Genomic DNA, 16878 nt, shown 5'->3' on the forward strand with positions numbered 1-16878 from the left:
GGGGTAAGGACAGACCGGAAGGAGAAGGCATGCCTGACCCTGCGGAGACGGAGACGGAGCGACTGCGCCAGGTCGTGGACGAGCTCTTCCACGACCGTCTTCGCGTGACGCGCCGCGACCTTTACTCCGCCGCCGCGGCGGACATCCACGTGCCGGCCGAGACCCTCGCCCTCCTGAACGAGATCGCCGAGGGCTCCTACGGCCGGCAGGAGATGCTGGAGGCCATCGAGAGGGCCGTCCGGGACCGGGAAGAGGCGGAGCGGGAGGCGCGGCGACCCGAGCGGATCGTCGCGCTGGAGGACACGGCCGAGGCAGAGCACGCCATCGCCGACGACACCACGTTGAACGCGCTGATCCAGGAGTCCTCCGGCCCTCCGCCGGACGCGCCGCGGTTCCGGGAGCCGGGCGAGTGAGACGCCCCCCGCACCAGAAGGCGCACGACCAGGCGCACGAGAAGGAGGAGGGGTGACGCCATGCGATCTGGCCCGGTGACGATGCGGGTGCGGCGCTACCTGCCCGACGGCAATCCGTTACGGCGCGGCACCGACCGCGTCGAGTCCGTGGCCGTCCTGGCCTTCCTGATCTTTGCCGTGCTGAGCCTGGGCGCGGCGTTCGCCGTGGGCGCCGCCGTCTATCGCGCCGGCCTGGCCGAGGAGCATTCCGGGCGGTGGGTGACGGCCACCGTCACGCGGGACGCGCCGGCGGCCACCTGGGTCGCGGTGGAGGGCACCGCCGCGCGGCTGCGCACGGGCGTCGCCTGGACGACCGCCGACGGCCGTACGGTGACGGGGCAGGCGCCGGTTCCCTCGGCGGCCAAGGCCGGCTCGCCCGTGCGGATCTGGCTGGACCGCGAGGGCAGGCCCGGCGACGGCCCGCGGAGCCGGATCGACACGGTCGCGGACGGCGTCGCGTCCGGAACGGCCACGGCGGCGCTGTCGCTGACGGCCCTGCTCGCGTGTCTCGCCCTCGTCCGCCGCCGTCTCGACCACCGCAGGTACGCCGCCTGGGACGCCGGGTGGCTCGCGATGAACCGGCGGCGCAAGCCCAAGGACGCGTGAGCAGACACAGGAGGCGCGTCGTGCTGACAGTCACCGACCACGCCGTTCGGGCGATCCGCGATCTGATGGTGGGGGAGTACCTTCCCGAGGAGGCGGGCCTGCGCATCGCGGCCAAGCCGGGCGAGCCCGCCTCACTGGAGCTCTCGCTGGTGAGCGCGCCGTTCTCGGGCGACGAGGTGATCGAGAGAGCGGACGTGCGCGTCTTCCTCGAACCGGAGGTCGCCGAGACCGTCGGCGGCAAGACGCTGGACGCCGAGACCGGTCCCGGTGGCCGCCCGACCTTCCGTCTGAGCTGAGGCCTACTGGTCGCCCTCGTCCTCCTCGTCGTCGAGTCGTCCGGTGGGCGGCTGCCCGAGGGTTTCCCCTCCGGACGCGCCACCGCCCGAGATCCCGTTGCCGCCGACGATGCCGGCGGCGTCCTGGTCCGCCTGCTCCACCGACCCCCGCCGGGTGGCCCGGATGCCGGGCGTCCGGTTCTTGAACCGCGGGTCGTCCTGCGCGTTGGTCGCCAGCTCCTCGGCGAGCTGCTTCGGGTTCATCTTCTTCTCGTCCATACGGGCCGCCTTACCCGGCGGCCCGTATGCCATTCACCTGCTCACAGCTCGGACGGAACCCGCTGCGGCGGGACGTGCCGCTGCTCCTGACGGCTGCGCAGCGCCTCCAGCCCGACCAGGTCGTCCGGCTCGGCGTCCGGGGTCTCCTGGTCGAACCTCGCCAGTGCCGGGTGCCGCAGGGCCAGCGTGATCGTGAGCGCGATGGCCAGGCCGCACACGATGTACAGCAGTCCGATGCCGCGGCCCTCGCCGACCCCGATCACCCTCCCGACCGTGCCGGCCAGCGGGCCGTCCGGCCGCATCAGCGGCTCGAAGACCAGCCCCACCAGCCAGGCCTGTACGGCGAGGCCGACCGGCTGGGTCGACAGCGCGAGCATCCGGTTGATCGCGATGACCCGGGCGTGGTAGCGCTGGGGCACCTTCGAGTGGATGATCGTCAGCCAGATGCCGTCGCTGATCGTCATCATCAGCGACATGCCGAAGGCGCCGACCGTGATGAGGATGAGCGACGGGCGCAGACCGGCGATCGCGCAGAAGATCCCGAGCACGCCGGCGGCCGCCAGCATGCCGAACATCCGGCGGTCACGCGGGCCGCCCCACAGCGTGATGATCAGGCCGCCGCACACCGCCCCGATCCCGGCGAGCAGCGCCACCCGACCGGTGTCGGCCAGCTCGCCGACCGACAGCACCAGCGGCGAGATCATGATGAACCCGGTGAACAGGAAGAAGTTCACGATGAACATCGTGAAGGCCATGGCCCGCAGGCCCCGCCGCCGAAGCAGGTAGCGGAAGCCGTTGCGGATCTCGGCGGAGACCGTCTCGCGGCGCCGCCAGGCCATCGTGGCCGGGAAGCGCACGAGCAGGGTCACGGCGAACGCGATCGCGTAGCAGACCACGTTGGCGGTCAGGATGCCCTCGATGCCGATCAGCGCCAGCACGGCGACGGAGAACAGCGGGACCATGAGCTGGGCCACCGCGTTGCCGAGCTGGACGACGCCGCCGACGTGATGCAGATAGTGCTTGGGCGCGAGCTGTGGACCGGCCGACTGCCAGGCCACCCGTTGCAGGGTCACCGATATCGACAGCACCACCAGCAGGCCGTACAGCAGGGGCATGTTCAGCACGTCGCCCGCCATCAGGGCGAGCAGCGCGGCCTGCACGGCCAGCGACAAGCCGTCTGCCGCCAGCATCGCCCGCTTGCGGTCGTACCGGTCGACGAGCGCGCCGATCAACGGCGCGAGGACGAGCCCCGGCACCAGCCCGATGATGGCGAACAGGCCGAACTGCACCAGTGAGCCGCTCTTCAGGTACGCCCAGATCGGCACGGCGAACTCGGTCATCACGGCGCCGATCATGGAGACGATCTGACCGGTCGCCACCGTGAAGAACCGGCCCAGGCTGGGCTGCGGCCCGGCGACGTCGGCCCGCCGGTCGGTGGACAGCGCCTGCCGCCACCACGTCGCCGGGTCCTCGGGCGGGCGTGGCCGCCACTCCTCGGGACGGTCGACGGAGGTGTGGGCGGTCGTGACGATCGCGGCCAGTTCCTCGGTGCGATACCGGAGGAAGTAGTGGCCGGCCTCGGCCATCACGACCAGCGCCGTGGTCTCGGAGACGCAGTGCCAGTCGCGGTAGCGCTCCTGGTAGAAGTCGGTGAGCGCGTCGCGGTCGCCGACGATCGAGATCACCGGGGCGCGCAGCTGCGGGCTCTGCCGCTCCACGAGCTCGCTGAAGTAGTCCTCACCGGCCCGTGCGTCCACCCGCATGGTGCGGATGATGTGGTCGACCTGCTCGGGGTCGAGGTCCTGCAGGTCGGCGCCCATCGCGCGCAGCCAGTTGGCGTGCGCGTTGGCGTTGTCCAGCGCCTTGCTGCGGAAGATCCGCCCGAGCAGGCCGTTGAAGCCCTTGCTCGGCGTGGCGAACGGGAAGCTGCCGCCCGTGTAGACGGCCTCGACGCGCCGCCCGGCCGCCTCAAGCCGCCGCGCGATCTCGGCGGTCAGCGCGCTGCCGACGCAGTGGCCGTACAACGCGACCGGGCCGCGCACCCGCTCGACCACCTCGTCGCAGACCCGCTGGGCGGCCTCGTGGAACGGGATGGTGCTCTCCTCGACGCCCAGCTCGTGGCCGGGCAGGGCGACCGCGAACAGCGAGTGACCGTCCGGCAGCACGTCGGCCAGCGGCTGGTAGACCATCGCGCTGGCCCCGCCGTACGGGATGCAGACGAGGGACAGCGTCGGCGTCTTGACCGGCCGGGTGAGCTCGACCAGCAGGCCGCGCGAGCCGCCGTCGTCGCTTTCCTCCGGCGCCTGCCCGGCGGCGTCGATCAGCGCGGCCAGCTCCCGCACGGTGCGGTTGGCGATCGCGTCGAGCACGGTCACCTGGTAGCCGTCGGCGGGCAGCGCCTGGCGCAGCTTGGCGACCATGCGGATGAGCAGCAGCGAGTGGCCGCCGAGCGCGTTGAAGTCGCTGTCGATCGAGACGGCCTCGATGCCGAGGACCTCCCGCCAGACCCCGGCCACCACGATCTCGGTCTCGGTCGTCGGCTCGGCGAGGTCGTCGCCCACCCGTACGACCGGATCGGGCAGCGCCTTGCGGTCCACCTTGCCGTTGGCGTTGAGCGGGATGGTCTCCAGCGGTACGAACACCGACGGGACCATGTATTCCGGCAGCCGTTCCGCGCAGTGGTCCGCCAGCTCGGACAACTCGGGACCGGTGGGGACGTAGTAGGCGACGAGCCGCTTGTCCTCGGGGGTGAACGCGTGCACGGTGACGACCGCGTCGCGCACACCGGGGTGATCGAGGACGGCCGCGCGCACCTCGTCCAGCTCGATGCGGTAGCCGCGGATCTTCACCTGGTCGTCGAACCGGCCGAGGAAGGCCACGATCCCGTCGCGGGTCCAGGTCACCCGGTCGCCGGTGCGGTACATCCGGCCCCCGGGATTGAAAGAATCCGGCAGGAACCGCTCCTCGGTGAGGTCCGGCCGGTTCATGTAACCACGGGTGACGCCCACGCCGCCGACGTACAGCTCGCCCGGCACGCCGACCGGCTGCAGCCGCCGGTTGGCGTCCAGGACGTACATCTTCATGTTGGGCAGCGGGCGCCCGATCGGGACGACCTCCACGAGCTGGGCGTCCCGCACGGGATAGATGCAGGTGCCGACCGACGCCTCGGTGGGGCCGTACTCGTTGATCAGCCGGCCCGGCCCGAGCATCTCCAGCCACCGGTTGGCCATGGAACCGGGCAGCGCCTCACCCGCGACGACGATCTTGCCGGCGAGCGCGGCGGCCTGCCGGGCGTCGATCTGGTGACCGAGCACCTCCAGGTGCCCGGGGGTGCACTTGATGAAGCCGTACGGCCCGCCCGCCACGAGCAGCGCGCCCAGCTCGCCCATGTCGAAGTCCTGCGGCAGCACGGTGACCCGCTGACCGGTGACGAGCGGCGCCCAGAGGTTGGGCACCACGAGGTCGAACGCCACCGAGCCGAACAGCGGCGCGCCGCCGTCGCCCTGGGAGGCCAGGTCCTCGACGGCCCACCACACGTGGTTCACCAGCCCGCGGTGGGTGACCTGCACGCCCTTCGGCTTGCCGGTCGACCCCGACGTGAAGATCACGTAGGCCAGCCGGTCGATGTCGTACGGCACGCCCACCGGGTCGCGCGGCCGGTCGTCGAGCACGCCGCTCTCCACGTCCACGACGTCGTCCAGCGCGTCGGCGCCGTCGAACAGATGCGTGTAGCCCGCCGAGGTCAGGACCAGCGGGGTCGCGGCGATCGACAGCATGTCGCGGACGCGCTGCGCGGGGAACTTGGGATCCATCGGCAGGTAGGCCGCGCCCGCCTTCCACACGCCCAGCAGGCAGGCGATGAGATCCGGGCTCCGGTCGAGCAGCACGCCGACCGTGTCCTCCGGGCCGATGCCCCGCTCGCGCAGCAGGTGGGCGACCTGGTTGGCGCGGGCGTGCAGCTCGGCGTACGTGGTCGTGCGGCCCTCGAAGGAGACCGCGACCGCGTCGGAGTCCGCGTGGCGCTCCAGCAGCTCGGGCAGGGCCGCGTCCGGGTACGGCCGCGCGGAGTCGTTCCACGTTCCGAGGACGAGGTCGCGCTCGGCGTCGGTGAGCAGCTCCAGGCCGGCCAGCGGGGTGTCCGGGGCGGCGGCGATCCGCTCGGCCAGCGCCCGGTAGTGCCCGGCCATCCTGGCGACGGCGTCCGCGTCGAACCGGTCCTTCTGGTAGGTCAGGTAGAGCTCGGGGTCGCCGGCGCCGTTCAGGTGCACCAGCAGCGCGAGGTCGTAGGTGAAGTCGTCGACCTCGTGCTCCCAGACCGACGCCTCCAGCTCGGGCCAGCTCCCGCGCTGGTCGCGGAAGACGCGCAGCGAGAAGCCGACGGTCGACAGCGAGAAGTTGCGGGCGTCCCGGTCGCTCAGCGCCCCGGCCAGCTCCGAGAACGGCAGGTGGTTGGCGAGCGCCTCGCCGAGCCTGCGCCGGACCCCGGCCGCCGCCTGCCGGAACGAAGGGTCGCCGGACAGGTCGGCGCGCAGCGGCAGGGCGTTGACGAAGCAGCCCAGCACGGGCTCCAGCTCCACCCGGCGGCGCCCGCCGTTCACCGTGGCGATCGTCAGGTCGCCCTGCCCGGTGTAGCGCGCGAGCAGCATCGAGAAGACCGTGAGCAGGGCCACGAACGGGGTGGTTCCGGGGCCGCCGGCCTCCTGCAGCGCCCGCAGGACCTCGTCCGGCAGCGTGAACAGGTGGCAGTCGCTCCGGTTGCCCTCGGTGGCGGCCTGGCCGTCCCGCGCGATGGGCAGCTCCACCGCGCTCGCGCCGTCGAGCCGGCCGCGCCAGTAGTCGAGCCGCCGCTCGCGCTGCTCGCCGGTCAGCTCACGCCGCGACCAGGCCGCGTAGTCGGCGTACTGGAGCGGGGGCCTGGCCACCTCGGCGGGCCGTCCCTCGTGGGCGGTCGCGTACACGCTGGTCAGCTCGTCCACGATGATGCCGACCGACCACCCGTCGCACGCGATGTGGTGGCAGACGAACATCAGCACGTGGTCCTCGTCGGCCAGCCGGACCAGCGTCGTACGGTGGACCGGCCCGGCCTCCAGGTCGAAGCGTTCGACGGCGGCCCTGGACGTGATCTCCCGAGCCCGGGCCTCCCGCTCGGCCTCCGGCAGCTCCCGCAGGTCGACGACGTCGAGCGGCGCGGGCCCGGGGTCGAGGACGATCTGCCGGGGCTCGTGCCCGTCGCCCTCGTAGACCGTGCGCAGGATCTCGTGGCGTTCGACCAGGCTGTCCAGGGCGACGGTCAGGGCCCGGACGTCGAGCGGGCCGGTGAGCCGCAGGCCGATCGTGGCGTTGGGCGCGGGTGCGCCCTCGGCGAACCGCGCCCCGAGCCACATCTGGGTCTGCTCGTAGGAGCAGGGGGCGGGCCCTCCGCCGCGCGGGGCGATCGCGGTCGCGGCGGCGGCCCTGGCGGCCTTGGCGGCCAGGAGCCGGCGCAGGGCCTCCTGCCTGCGTGGGGAAAGCGAAGCTATTAGATGCTCGTTCTCAGTCGTCGGCGTTATCGTCACCGAGCGTTCTCCTCTCTGCGCCAAACAATGCGCAGGACCAGCTGACCACGTAGAAAAGTGGTTGAACCAGAAAACGCTTGATCGTCGATTCCGCAGGACGTCGCCGCGTATCTCGCCGCGTTTCGAGCCGAGATGCGTGGGAGCGCTCCCACGAAAGTGATTATTTTACGATACGGGACGCACGCTGGGTAACGCAAGCCTCACTTCCACCTGCGATCAATTGCGCTGGGTATTGGGAAATCGACCTTCCGTCATCGCTTCCGGGTGGCGATACGTGAGTAGCCGTCGGCATTGCCGGCAGACACAGATCAATGTCGGAGAATTTGACTGACGTCGTCGAGCGAACCGATGAAACATGTTTCTTGCGCGTAACCCGATCCGGGTTCTATGTTGGCCGCCGGAATCTCTATCCGCAGGGGCGCTGCTTATTCGAGGGCCCGCCTGCCTCCTTAATTCGACCTTTTCCCCGTGCTCGGCCGCGGCCGGATCCCGCGCAGAAGGAGGACGCATGGACGACTTCTGGAAGCCCCTGGAAATAGCCCCGGACGGCTCTGCCGCCACGCCTGAGGGGCTGATGGAACGGCTGCGCGAACTGCCCGTGGGCGACCTGCTGGTCCGCGAGAAGGCGCTCGTCTTCCGGGGGTTCGGCGTCACGCCCGAGACCCTCGATCCCGTCATGGACATGCTGCTGCCCAGCCGCCTGGCGTACGTCCACGGCAACTCGCCCCGCACCAAGGTCGGCGGCAACGTCTACACCTCGACCGAGTATCCGCCCGAGTACACGATCTCCATGCACAACGAGCTGTCGTACTCCGCCACCTGGCCCTCCCGGCTGCTGTTCTACTGCGAGAAGGCGGCCGAGACCGGCGGGGCCACCCCCGTGGTGGACGGCGTGCGCTGGCTGGAGTCGCTCGACGACGAGGTCAGGGAGGCCTTCGCCAAGGGCGTGCGCTACACCCAGAACCTGCACGCCGGCCGGGGGCTCGGCAAGAGCTGGCAGGAGACCTTCGAGACCGAGGACCGCGACGAGGTGGCCGGATTCCTCGACGGCATCGGCGCGGACTGGCAGTGGCGGCCCGACGGCGGCGTGCGGATCTCCCAGGTCAGGCCGGCCACCACCCGGCATCCCGTGACCGGTGCCGAGGTGTGGTTCAACCAGGCCGACCAGTGGCACCCCGCCTCGATCGGCGACGAGGCCGCCGCCATGCTCGCCGAACTCATGCCGCCGGAGGAGTTGCCCCAGTCGGTGGCGTTCCCCGACGGTGCCCCGATCCCCGGCGAGTACGTGATCCAGGTGCGCGACCGGGGTCTGGACAACGCGGTGGACGTCGACTGGCGGGAGGGCGACCTGCTGTTGATCGACAACGTGCTGGTCGGGCACGGCCGCAGGCCCTTCACCGGCTCCCGCCGCATCCTCGTCGCCATGTCCGACTGACCGCGTCCCACTGACCGCGCTCTCGAAAGGACACCGCAGTGAACAAGATCGGGGTTGGGGTCGCCGCGACCTTCACCGCCGAGCCGCTCGGGGACGCCCTGCGGTTCTGGCTCGCCGAACTCGACGTCGAGGGAGACGCCGAGGAGGCCGTCGCCTTCGCTCCGTACGACCAGGTCTTCCCCTCGCTCCTCGACTCGGGCAGCGTGCTCGGCCGGGCCGGCGCCGCCGTCGTGCTGGTCCGGGCGGAGGACATGGTCGCCGGGAACATGGTCGCTGGGAACATGGTCGCCGGGCAGGACGGGCTCGACGAGGTGGAGGCCGTCGCCACCGACCTCGCCGCCGCCTTGCGCACCTCTGCGCGCGCGTCCGGCACGCCGCACGTGCTCGTCGTCTGCCCTCCCTCACCCGAGCACGGCTCGCCCGAGGCGCACGCGCGCCTCGCCTCCAAACTGGCCCGGGCGTTCGAGGGCGACCGGGCCGTCTCCGTGCTCACCTCCGCCGAGCCGTACGAGCCCGCGCCGGAGGCCGTCCACGACGCCTTCGCCGACCGGACCGGCAACGTGCCCTACACCGACCGCTACTTCGCCGCGCTGGCCGCCGCGGCCGTCCGCCGCCTGCACGCCATGACCACCCCCCGTCCCAAGGTCGTCGCCGTGGACTGCGACGGCACGCTCTGGGACGGCGTGGTCGGCGAGGACGGCCCCGACGGCGTGGTCATCGGCCCGGAGCGGATGGAGATCTGGCGGGAGCTGGCCCGCCAGGTCGCCGCCGGCAGGCTGCTGTGCCTGTGCAGCAAGAACGAGGAGAAGGACGTCCGCGAGGTGTTCGCCCGGCACCCGGAGCTGCCGGTCGGCCTGGACGACGTCGCGGCGATGCGCGTCGGGTGGGAGGCCAAGTCGCAGGCGCTGCGCTCGCTCGCCGCCGAGCTCGACCTGGGGCTCGACTCCTTCGTCTTCCTCGACGACAGCCCGGTCGAGTGCGCCGAGGTCCGGGCCGGCTGCCCCGAGGTGCTGACCCTCAGGCTCCCGGCGGACGCCGCGGAGGCGGCGGCCTTCCTGCGGCACTGCTGGCCTCTCGACCTGCTCGCGGTCACCGAGGCCGACCGCGAGCGCACCCGGCGCTACCAGGAGGAACGGCAGCGAGAGCAGGCCAGGGGCGAGATGTCCCTCGCCGACTTCTTCGCCACGCTCGACCTGCGGGTGACCATCACCCCGGCCGGTCCCGAGCACGAGGCCCGGGCCGCCCAGCTCGCGGAGCGGACCAACCAGTTCAACCTCTCCGGGGCGCGTCGCCTGGACGGCGACGAGAAGTTCGTCGTGGACGTGAGCGACCGTTTCGGGGACTACGGCGTCGTCGGCCTCACCGACGTGCGTACGGAGGGGAACACGCTGCGCGCCGGCGCCTTCCTGCTCAGCTGCCGGGCGCTCGGGCGCGGGGTGGAGCACCGCATGCTCGCGCACCTGGGGGCGCTCGCGCGTGAGCGCGGCCTGGCCCGGGTGGCCCTGGCGTTCCGGGCGACCGAGCGCAACCAGCCGGCCAGGGACTTCCTCGCCGCTCTGCCGGCGACGGTGGAGCCGTACGACGGCGAGGAGGCGGCCTGGTATGTCCTCGACGCGGCCGACGCGGCCGCCGTCGTCCACACGCCGGGCCCTGCTGAGGAGAGGGCAGCGGGGCCCGCCGGCACCACCGGACCCGCCGGATCCGTCGACGCCGCCGCCTCCGCGGGATGGGCGGCCGTCGAACGGATCGCGACCCGGCTGACCGGCGCCGACGTGATCCTCGACGCCATGCGGGCCGCCCGTCCCGTGACGGAGGTGGCGGGAGCGAGCCCCGTCGAGGCGACCGTCATGCGCATGTGGGCCGAGCTGCTCGACGTGGCGCCGACCTCGGTGAGCGACGGCTTCTTCCAACTCGGCGGCCACTCGCTGCGGCTGGTGCAGTTCATGGCGCGGGTGCGTGCCGAGTTCGGCGTCGAGCTGCCCTTCGACACGCTCTACACCACCTCGTTCACCGTCGCCGAGGTCGCCAAGGCGATCGAGGAGCGGCAGCTGGCCGACGCCGACGACGAGGAGCTGGCCGGGCTGCTCGACGAGCTCGCGGGCCTGTCGGACGAGGAGATCGACGCCCTGCTCGACTCGGGGAACGGCTGATCCGCGTGGCCACGATGCTGCTGAGCACCCACGGCACCAACGGCGACGTGCTCCCGTTCGTACGGATCGGGCGCGAGCTGGCGGAGCGGGGCCACGACGTCGTCGTGATGACGCACTCCTGGTTCGCCGACCGGCTCGCGGCCGCGGGTCTTCGGCACGTGCCGATCGACACGGCGGAGGGCTACGACCGGCACCTGGACGACGCCCGGCGCTACATGCTCGATCCCCTCAAGGACCCCGAAGGCGTGCTGGCGCTCTACCGGCGCAACGGCCTGTTCGAGTTGCTCGCGGACGAGGTCCGCATGATCGAGGCCCACTACCGGCCGGGGGAGACCGTGGTGGTCGCCCGGCACACGTCGGGCATCGCCGCGCTGATGGCCGCCGAGCGTCGCGGGGTGCCGGTGGCGCTGGTGTCCGTCACGCCCCACCAGTACGTCTCGCTGCCGGTGCTCGCGAACCTCTTCCGGCGCGTGCTCGGGCAGGGATACGACGAAGTCTTCCAGGAGTTCGGCCTGCGGCCGGTCCGCGACTGGAACTCCTACCTGACGAGCGCCAAGACCCAGCTCGCGCTGTGGCCGGAATGGTTCGACGCCGCGGGCCAGCCGGCGCCGGCGGGCGTCGTCCGCTGCGGGTTCGTGCTCGGCGACACGGCGCAGGGGCCGGTGCCGGACTGGGCCGAGCCGCCCGTGCTGATCACCGGCGGCACCGGGCAGGTGCTGCACGATCGGTTCTACGACGTGGCGGCGCGGGCATGCCGGCGGATCGGGAGGAAGGCCCTGCTGGTGAACCGGCACCCGGCGTTCCAGCCGGAGTCGCTGCCCGACGGGATCGAGTGGATGCCCTCGGCGCCGTTCGCCACGGTCATGCCCCATGTCGCCGCGGTCGTCCACCACGGCGGGATCGGCACGCTCGCCCGGGCGCTGTCGTCGGCGACCCCGCAGGTGCTGCTGGCGCACGGCGTCGACCGTCCGGACAACGCCGAGCGGCTGGAGCGCGCCGGGGTGGCGACCTGGCTGCCCGTGACGCACTGGACCGAGGACCGGGCGGCCGACCTGCTGGCCCGGGCCCTGGAGGACGGCGGGGAGGCCGGCGGGGAGGACGGCGGATACCGGGAGCGGATCGCGCCGCTCGCGGCCGACGCCGCGTCGGAGGACTCCGTGCGTGTCGCGGCCGACCACGCCGAGGCGCTGATCGGCACCGACGCGGTCATGACGCGGCCGGATCCGCGTGAGCGGCTGGCGCGCCTCACCCCGGAGCAGCGCACGCGACTGGCCGCCATGGCGCGCGCCCGGCGCGGCGTGTAGAGGGGGGTCTTCCGGGTACGCCGGGCCCATGGCGGACACGACGGCGCCGATCTCGCGCTTCGACTACGACAAGGTGGCGATCGTCACCGGGGCCGACTCGGGGATCGGGCGGGCGACCGCGGTGATGCTCGCCGCGCACGGCTTCGACGTCGGCGTCACCTATCACCGGGATGAGCAGGGCGCGCGGGAGACGGCCCGCCAGGTCGTGGATCAGGGGCGCCGGGCCGCCGTGCGGCAGCACGACCTGACCGATCCGGTGGCCGCGGCGGCCGTGGTCGACGAGCTCGCCGACGAGCTGGGGGGCCTCGGCGTGCTGGTGAACAACGCGGGCACCGGCACGACCGAGCCGCTGCTGGAGATCGGCTATGACCGATGGCGGTCGGTCCTCGCGGTCGACCTCGACGGGCCGTTCCTCTGCTCGCAGCGGGCGGCCCGCCGCATGATCGAGCGCGGCGCCGGCGGCCGGATCGTCAACGTGACCAGCGTGCACGAGGACTATCCCCGCCTCGGGGCCGGGCCCTACTGCGCGGCCAAGGGCGGCCTGCGCATGCTCAGCCGCACGCTGGCGCTGGAGCTGGGCAGGCACGGCATCACGGTCAACACCGTGGCTCCCGGGGAGATCGCGACTCCCATGACCGGGCAGGAGGACCGGCCGCCCCGGCCGGACAGCCGGCCCGGCTACCCGCTCGGCCGTCCCGGCGACGCCCGCGAGGTCGCCGCGGTGATCGCCTTCCTGGCCGGACCCACCGCGTCGTACGTCACCGGCGCGTCGCTGTTCGTGGACGGCGGGCTCGGCCTGATGGGCCCGCAGGCCGCGGGCGACATCGGCACGGACGTCTGGGCCTCCGCCTGACCCGTCACCCGCCGGGGAGCGCGGCGGCCAGGCCGTCGAGCACCTGCCGCAGGCCGGACGCGAAGAGCCGCTCGTTCTGGTCGGCGCGGTGCGGCCGGCGGGCGAGCCGCCCGCGGATCCGTTGACGCCGTGGCTCGGCTGACGGGCCCTTGTCGCGCGACGCGGCGTGGGTGACGATGGCGCCTGAAGACGCGGAGAGTGAGGCGCCGTGACCAATCCATGGCTCGCGCTTGAGTCCGGGGCCGACGCGGCGGAGCGCACCGGTGAGCTGCGCCGCGCCCATGAGCGCTACCTGTCGGCCGGAACGATCGACGGCCCGATCGACGGTCCGGTGCGGGCGGTGGTCGCCGACTCGTGGCGGCGGTCGGCGCGGGCGGTGGATCCAGACGCGCTCGCGCCGCTGGAGCTCACCGACGCCGAGTTGGAGGAGTATCGCGAGGCGCACCCGCTGGCCCGGGTGCTGCCGCTGTTCCGCGACCTGCTGGGCGGCATCGCCGACGACGGGCGGCACCTGCTCGCGGTGTGCGACGCGGCCGGCCGGCTGCTGTGGGTCGAGGGCCATCGCGGGGCGCGGGCGCGGGCCGAGCGGATGAACTTCGTCGCCGGGGCCCGGTGGGACGAGTCGCACGCGGGCACCAACGCCCCCGGCGTCGCGATCACGGTCGACCATCCGGTGCAGATCTTCGCGGCCGAGCACTTCGCCGTGCCGGTGCAGCCGTGGACCTGCGCCGCCGCGCCGATCCACGACCCGCACACCGGCCGCCTGCTCGGCGCTGTCGACGTCACCGGCGGCGACAATCTGGCCAGCCCGTACAGCCTGGCCCTCGTGCAGGCGGCGGCCCGCGCCGCCGAGGCCCACCTCGCCGCCGACCACGGGGCGACGCTCACGGCCCTGGGCCGGGACGACGCCGTGCTCGGCGAGGGCCCGCGCCGCATCAGGCTCGGCCCCCGGCACAGCGAGATCGTCGTGCTGCTTGCCTGCCACCCCGAGGGACTGAGCAGCGACCAGCTCAGTGCGGAGCTGTACGGCGACCGCATGCTGAACCCCGTCACGCTCCGCGCGGAGCTGTCCCGGCTGCGGCACCGGCTCGGTCCGCTGCTCGACTCCCGTCCGTACCGGCTGCGGGTGCCGGTGCGGGCCGACTTCCAGGCGCTCGCCGAGCACCTGGCCGCCGCGGACGCCGACGCCGCGCTGCGGTCCTACCGGGGGCCGCTCCTGCCCGGCTCGGACGCGCCCGGCGTCGTCTGGCAGCGCCGCCTGCTGGACGACGGCGTACGCGACCTGCTGGTGGCCCGGCGCGACCCCGCGCTGCTCGAACGGTGGACGCGCGCGCCGTGGGGGAGGGACGACATCGTCGCCTGGCAGGCGCTGCTGGCCGCGCTGCCCACCGGGTCCCCGGCCCGGGCGCGGGCCGCCCGGCGGGTGCGGGACCTCGACGCGGAGTACGGCCTGCCGGTCCTGTGAGGAGGCTCAGGCGAGGTTCTTGAACCAGCGGAGGGCGACGGCCGCCGCCAGGCGGGGCGGCACGGTGCCTGCCCCGAGCCCGACGTCGACGAGCAAATCGAACACCTCGGTGCGGCGGGCGGCGACGTCGATCGCCGCGTCGATGAAACCGGGGGAGCGGGCGGCCAGGGCGAGCACGTCGGTGGTGCGCAGGTGCCGTCCGAGCGCCCGGCGCAGCCCGCGCCGGTAGGCCCGCAGCGGGTCGTCCGGCGACCCGATCGCCGCCTCGGCGGCGAGCCGCCCCGACAGCAGCGCGTAGTAGATGCCCTCGCCGGTCAGCGGGTTCACGAGGCTCGCCGCGTCGCCGGCCAGCAGCACCCGGCCTGCCCCCGGCACCGGCCGCCCGCTCGACAGCGGCAGGTGATGCGCCCGCAGGTCGCGGACGGGCGAGCTGATCTCCCCCAGCAGAGGGAGGAGCCGGGCCAGCCGCCCGTGCAGGATCTCGCGGCCCGGCAGCCCGATCTCGCGCATGCGGGGCAGCAGCAGGCCGTAGCCGACGTTGGCCGTGCCGTCGCCCACGGGGAACGACCAGCCGTAGGCCGGCCACGCCTCGCTCCGCATGACGATGACCTGCACGTCGTCGTCCGGCGGCACGTCGGCGTACCCGCGCACCGCGATGGCGGTGTGCCGGTCCGGGCTCGGCGGCACGCCGATCAGCCGCCGTACGGCCGAGTTGGCGCCGTCGGCGGCGACGACCGCCCGGGCGACCAGGTGGCCGTCGACCACGACGTGCTCGCCGAGGGCGGTCAGCGTACGCACCCGGTGGCGGCGCACCTCCACGCCGCGCGCCCGCGCCGCCTCCACCAGCCGGGCGTCGAAGACCCGGCGGGGCACCACGTGGTTGGGCCGCGCGACGACGGCCGAGACGTGGGCTCCGCCGGGCGACGTCACCGACAGGCGCGGCGTCGGCCGGTGGTCGTCGAGCAGGCCGGGCAGTCCGAGCAGCGCGAGCTCCTGCCGTGCGTGCGCCGCGATACCGTCGCCGCAGGCCTTGTCGCGCGGGAAGGCCGCCCGGTCGAGCAGCAGCACCCGGCAGCCGGGGTCGAGCTGCCTGGCCCGCAGCGCGGCGGCCGAGCCCGCCGGCCCGGCGCCGACGACCACCAGGTCCCAGACGTCCTCCACATTTACAGACCGTACGTGGAGAAGAGGTTGGTGGTGGGCCAGGACTTCACCGAGTTGGCGGCGGTGTGGAGAAGGGGGTCGATGTCCCCGTAGGTCAGCCCCGAGGCGTCGTCGCGCTGGTCGAACAGGACCACCCAGCTCAGCCCGTCATAGCGCCGGACCATGAGCGTGGAGGTGCCGGCCAGCGACCCCGTGTGCCAGGTGTTGCGGCCCCCGGTGACCGGGCGGACCTGCCAGCCGAGGCCGTAGTACCAGCCGTCGGAGTTGACGCCGATCGACGGCTTGGCGAACGCCTTGGAGATCGAGGCCGAGGTCAGCACGCCGGCCGCGTCGAAGAGGGTGGTGAACTTCGCCAGATCGACGGCCGTGGCGAGCCACCCGCCGTGGGCGGCCATGTTCTCCAGGTTGAACCCGCCGTAGGGGAAGGGCATCACGGAGCCGGAGGTGTCGATCACGCTCTTGCCCGTGTACTGCGAGAAGTACGGCACCTCGCCCGACTTGCGGAGACCCTTCGCCGTCCTGCCGAGCGCCATCCGCTTGATCTTGAGGGGCGTCAGGATCTTGCTCTGGACGTAGCTGGCGTAGGAGACCCCGCTCGCCTTCTCGATGACCTTCTGCAGGAGAAGGTATCCGTAGTTCGAGTACGCGTACGTCGTGCCCGGCGCGTGGTCGAGCTTGAGGCCGGACGTGTGCTTGACGATGTGCGCCTGCGTGATCGGCAGCGGGACGCCGAGTGTCGAGGCGATGACCCGGTCCTTGAACATCGGGTCGCCCGATACCTCGGAATCCCACCCGCCGAGGTGCTGCAGCAGGTGGGTCACGGTGACGGAGGCGAGGCGCGGGTCGGCGGCCGTGCTCAGCCCGAGCAGCGGCGCGACCTTGGCCGACAAGCTGAGCTTGCCGTCCTGCGCCAGCTTCAGCACCGTGGCGGCAGTGACCGGCTTGCTGAGGCTCGCGATGCGGAACAGCGAGGTGGGGCCCGCCGCGAACGAGGTGTCCGCCGTCCAGTTGTAACCCCGGGCGAGCACCAGCTTGCCCTTGCGGACCACGGCCAGGGACGTGTGCGGGATCGCCCGCGCCTGCATGAAGCGCTTGAGCGTGTCGTCGAAGGGCTTGAGCGACGTCGCGCTGCTGCCGGTGACACTCCACGCGCGGGCCGCCGCGCTCGCCGGTGACGCGGGCAGCCCGGCGGCGAGTCCCGCCGCCGCGCCGCCCGTCAGCAGGCGCAGGGCGCTCCTGCGGGAGACGGAAAACGTTTCCGGAATCATGACGGCCGATCTTAGGGGAGATTTGACCGTCCATAACCGCATTTCTGACTACACGGACCGGAGGCTGTGTGCGGA

General features: G+C 72.8%; 12 protein-coding genes. 8 read left to right on the forward strand and 4 right to left on the reverse strand.

What is annotated here, in order from left to right; genetic code table 11:
* The first annotated feature begins 29 nt into the window (after positions 1-29).
* From ACIBK1_RS23640 to ACIBK1_RS23650, 3 genes are read left to right on the forward strand one after another with little or no spacing between them, the layout of a single operon-like run.
* Positions 30-413, forward strand: a complete 384-nt coding sequence (locus tag ACIBK1_RS23640; protein WP_396737684.1) for a hypothetical protein — start codon at positions 30-32, stop codon at positions 411-413.
* Positions 414-473: 60 nt separating this feature from the next.
* Entirely contained in the window at positions 474-1058 is a 585-nt protein-coding gene (locus ACIBK1_RS23645; RefSeq protein ID WP_143734530.1) for an Rv1733c family protein, read from the forward strand.
* Between the two features lie 20 nt (positions 1059-1078).
* Positions 1079-1354 (forward strand): HesB/IscA family protein, encoded by a 276-nt coding sequence (locus ACIBK1_RS23650; RefSeq protein WP_030505886.1) that lies wholly within the window; start codon positions 1079-1081, stop codon positions 1352-1354.
* 3 nt (positions 1355-1357) lie between these two features.
* On the opposite strand, the gene ACIBK1_RS23655 is transcribed toward ACIBK1_RS23650, so the two are convergent.
* Complete coding sequence (locus ACIBK1_RS23655; protein WP_396737687.1) at positions 1358-1612, reverse strand: hypothetical protein; 255 nt, start codon at positions 1610-1612, stop codon at positions 1358-1360.
* Between the two features lie 41 nt (positions 1613-1653).
* Positions 1654-7167: an amino acid adenylation domain-containing protein gene (locus tag ACIBK1_RS23660; protein WP_396737690.1), complete on the reverse strand. Its 5514-nt coding sequence runs from the start codon at positions 7165-7167 to the stop codon at positions 1654-1656.
* A gap of 508 nt (positions 7168-7675) precedes the next feature.
* Here ACIBK1_RS23660 and ACIBK1_RS23665 point away from each other — a divergent pair.
* From ACIBK1_RS23665 to ACIBK1_RS23685, 5 genes are all read left to right on the forward strand, one after another.
* Complete coding sequence (locus ACIBK1_RS23665; protein WP_030505883.1) at positions 7676-8602, forward strand: TauD/TfdA family dioxygenase; 927 nt, start codon at positions 7676-7678, stop codon at positions 8600-8602.
* A 38-nt stretch (positions 8603-8640) separates the two neighbouring features.
* Positions 8641-10752, forward strand: a complete 2112-nt coding sequence (locus tag ACIBK1_RS23670; RefSeq protein WP_030505882.1) for an HAD-IIIC family phosphatase — start codon at positions 8641-8643, stop codon at positions 10750-10752.
* 14 nt (positions 10753-10766) lie between these two features.
* Complete coding sequence (locus tag ACIBK1_RS23675; RefSeq protein WP_231513750.1) at positions 10767-12056, forward strand: glycosyltransferase; 1290 nt, start codon at positions 10767-10769, stop codon at positions 12054-12056.
* 28 nt (positions 12057-12084) lie between these two features.
* Positions 12085-12909 carry an SDR family oxidoreductase gene (locus ACIBK1_RS23680; RefSeq protein ID WP_051761275.1) on the forward strand — a complete coding sequence of 275 codons (825 nt, stop codon included), beginning with the start codon at positions 12085-12087 and terminating at the stop codon, positions 12907-12909.
* A 208-nt stretch (positions 12910-13117) separates the two neighbouring features.
* Positions 13118-14374 (forward strand): helix-turn-helix domain-containing protein, encoded by a 1257-nt coding sequence (locus ACIBK1_RS23685; protein ID WP_030505879.1) that lies wholly within the window; start codon positions 13118-13120, stop codon positions 14372-14374.
* Between the two features lie 6 nt (positions 14375-14380).
* Here ACIBK1_RS23685 and ACIBK1_RS23690 read toward each other — a convergent pair whose 3' ends face one another.
* Positions 14381-15535: an NAD(P)/FAD-dependent oxidoreductase gene (locus ACIBK1_RS23690; RefSeq protein ID WP_036405061.1), complete on the reverse strand. Its 1155-nt coding sequence runs from the start codon at positions 15533-15535 to the stop codon at positions 14381-14383.
* Between the two features lie 2 nt (positions 15536-15537).
* Positions 15538-16803, reverse strand: coding sequence for a serine hydrolase domain-containing protein (locus ACIBK1_RS23695; RefSeq protein WP_396737695.1), 1266 nt, complete (start codon positions 16801-16803; stop codon positions 15538-15540).
* Positions 16804-16878: the final 75 nt, after the last annotated feature.

It is taken from the genome of Microbispora rosea (assembly GCF_044460045.1).
Taxonomy (GTDB): domain Bacteria; phylum Actinomycetota; class Actinomycetes; order Streptosporangiales; family Streptosporangiaceae; genus Microbispora; species Microbispora rosea.

Excerpts from the sequence above, each read along its gene's own strand:
- ACIBK1_RS23645 (WP_143734530.1), top strand. The coding sequence starts at position 474 with ATGCGATCTGGCCCGGTGACGATGCGGGTGCGGCGCTACCTGCCCGAC.
- ACIBK1_RS23640 (WP_396737684.1), top strand. The coding sequence starts at position 30 with ATGCCTGACCCTGCGGAGACGGAGACGGAGCGACTGCGCCAGGTCGTG.
- ACIBK1_RS23675 (WP_231513750.1), top strand. The coding sequence starts at position 10,767 with ATGCTGCTGAGCACCCACGGCACCAACGGCGACGTGCTCCCGTTCGTA.
- ACIBK1_RS23665 (WP_030505883.1), top strand. The coding sequence starts at position 7,676 with ATGGACGACTTCTGGAAGCCCCTGGAAATAGCCCCGGACGGCTCTGCC.
- ACIBK1_RS23695 (WP_396737695.1), bottom strand. The coding sequence starts at position 16,803 with ATGATTCCGGAAACGTTTTCCGTCTCCCGCAGGAGCGCCCTGCGCCTG.
- ACIBK1_RS23655 (WP_396737687.1), bottom strand. The coding sequence starts at position 1,612 with ATGGACGAGAAGAAGATGAACCCGAAGCAGCTCGCCGAGGAGCTGGCG.
- ACIBK1_RS23680 (WP_051761275.1), top strand. The coding sequence starts at position 12,085 with ATGGCGGACACGACGGCGCCGATCTCGCGCTTCGACTACGACAAGGTG.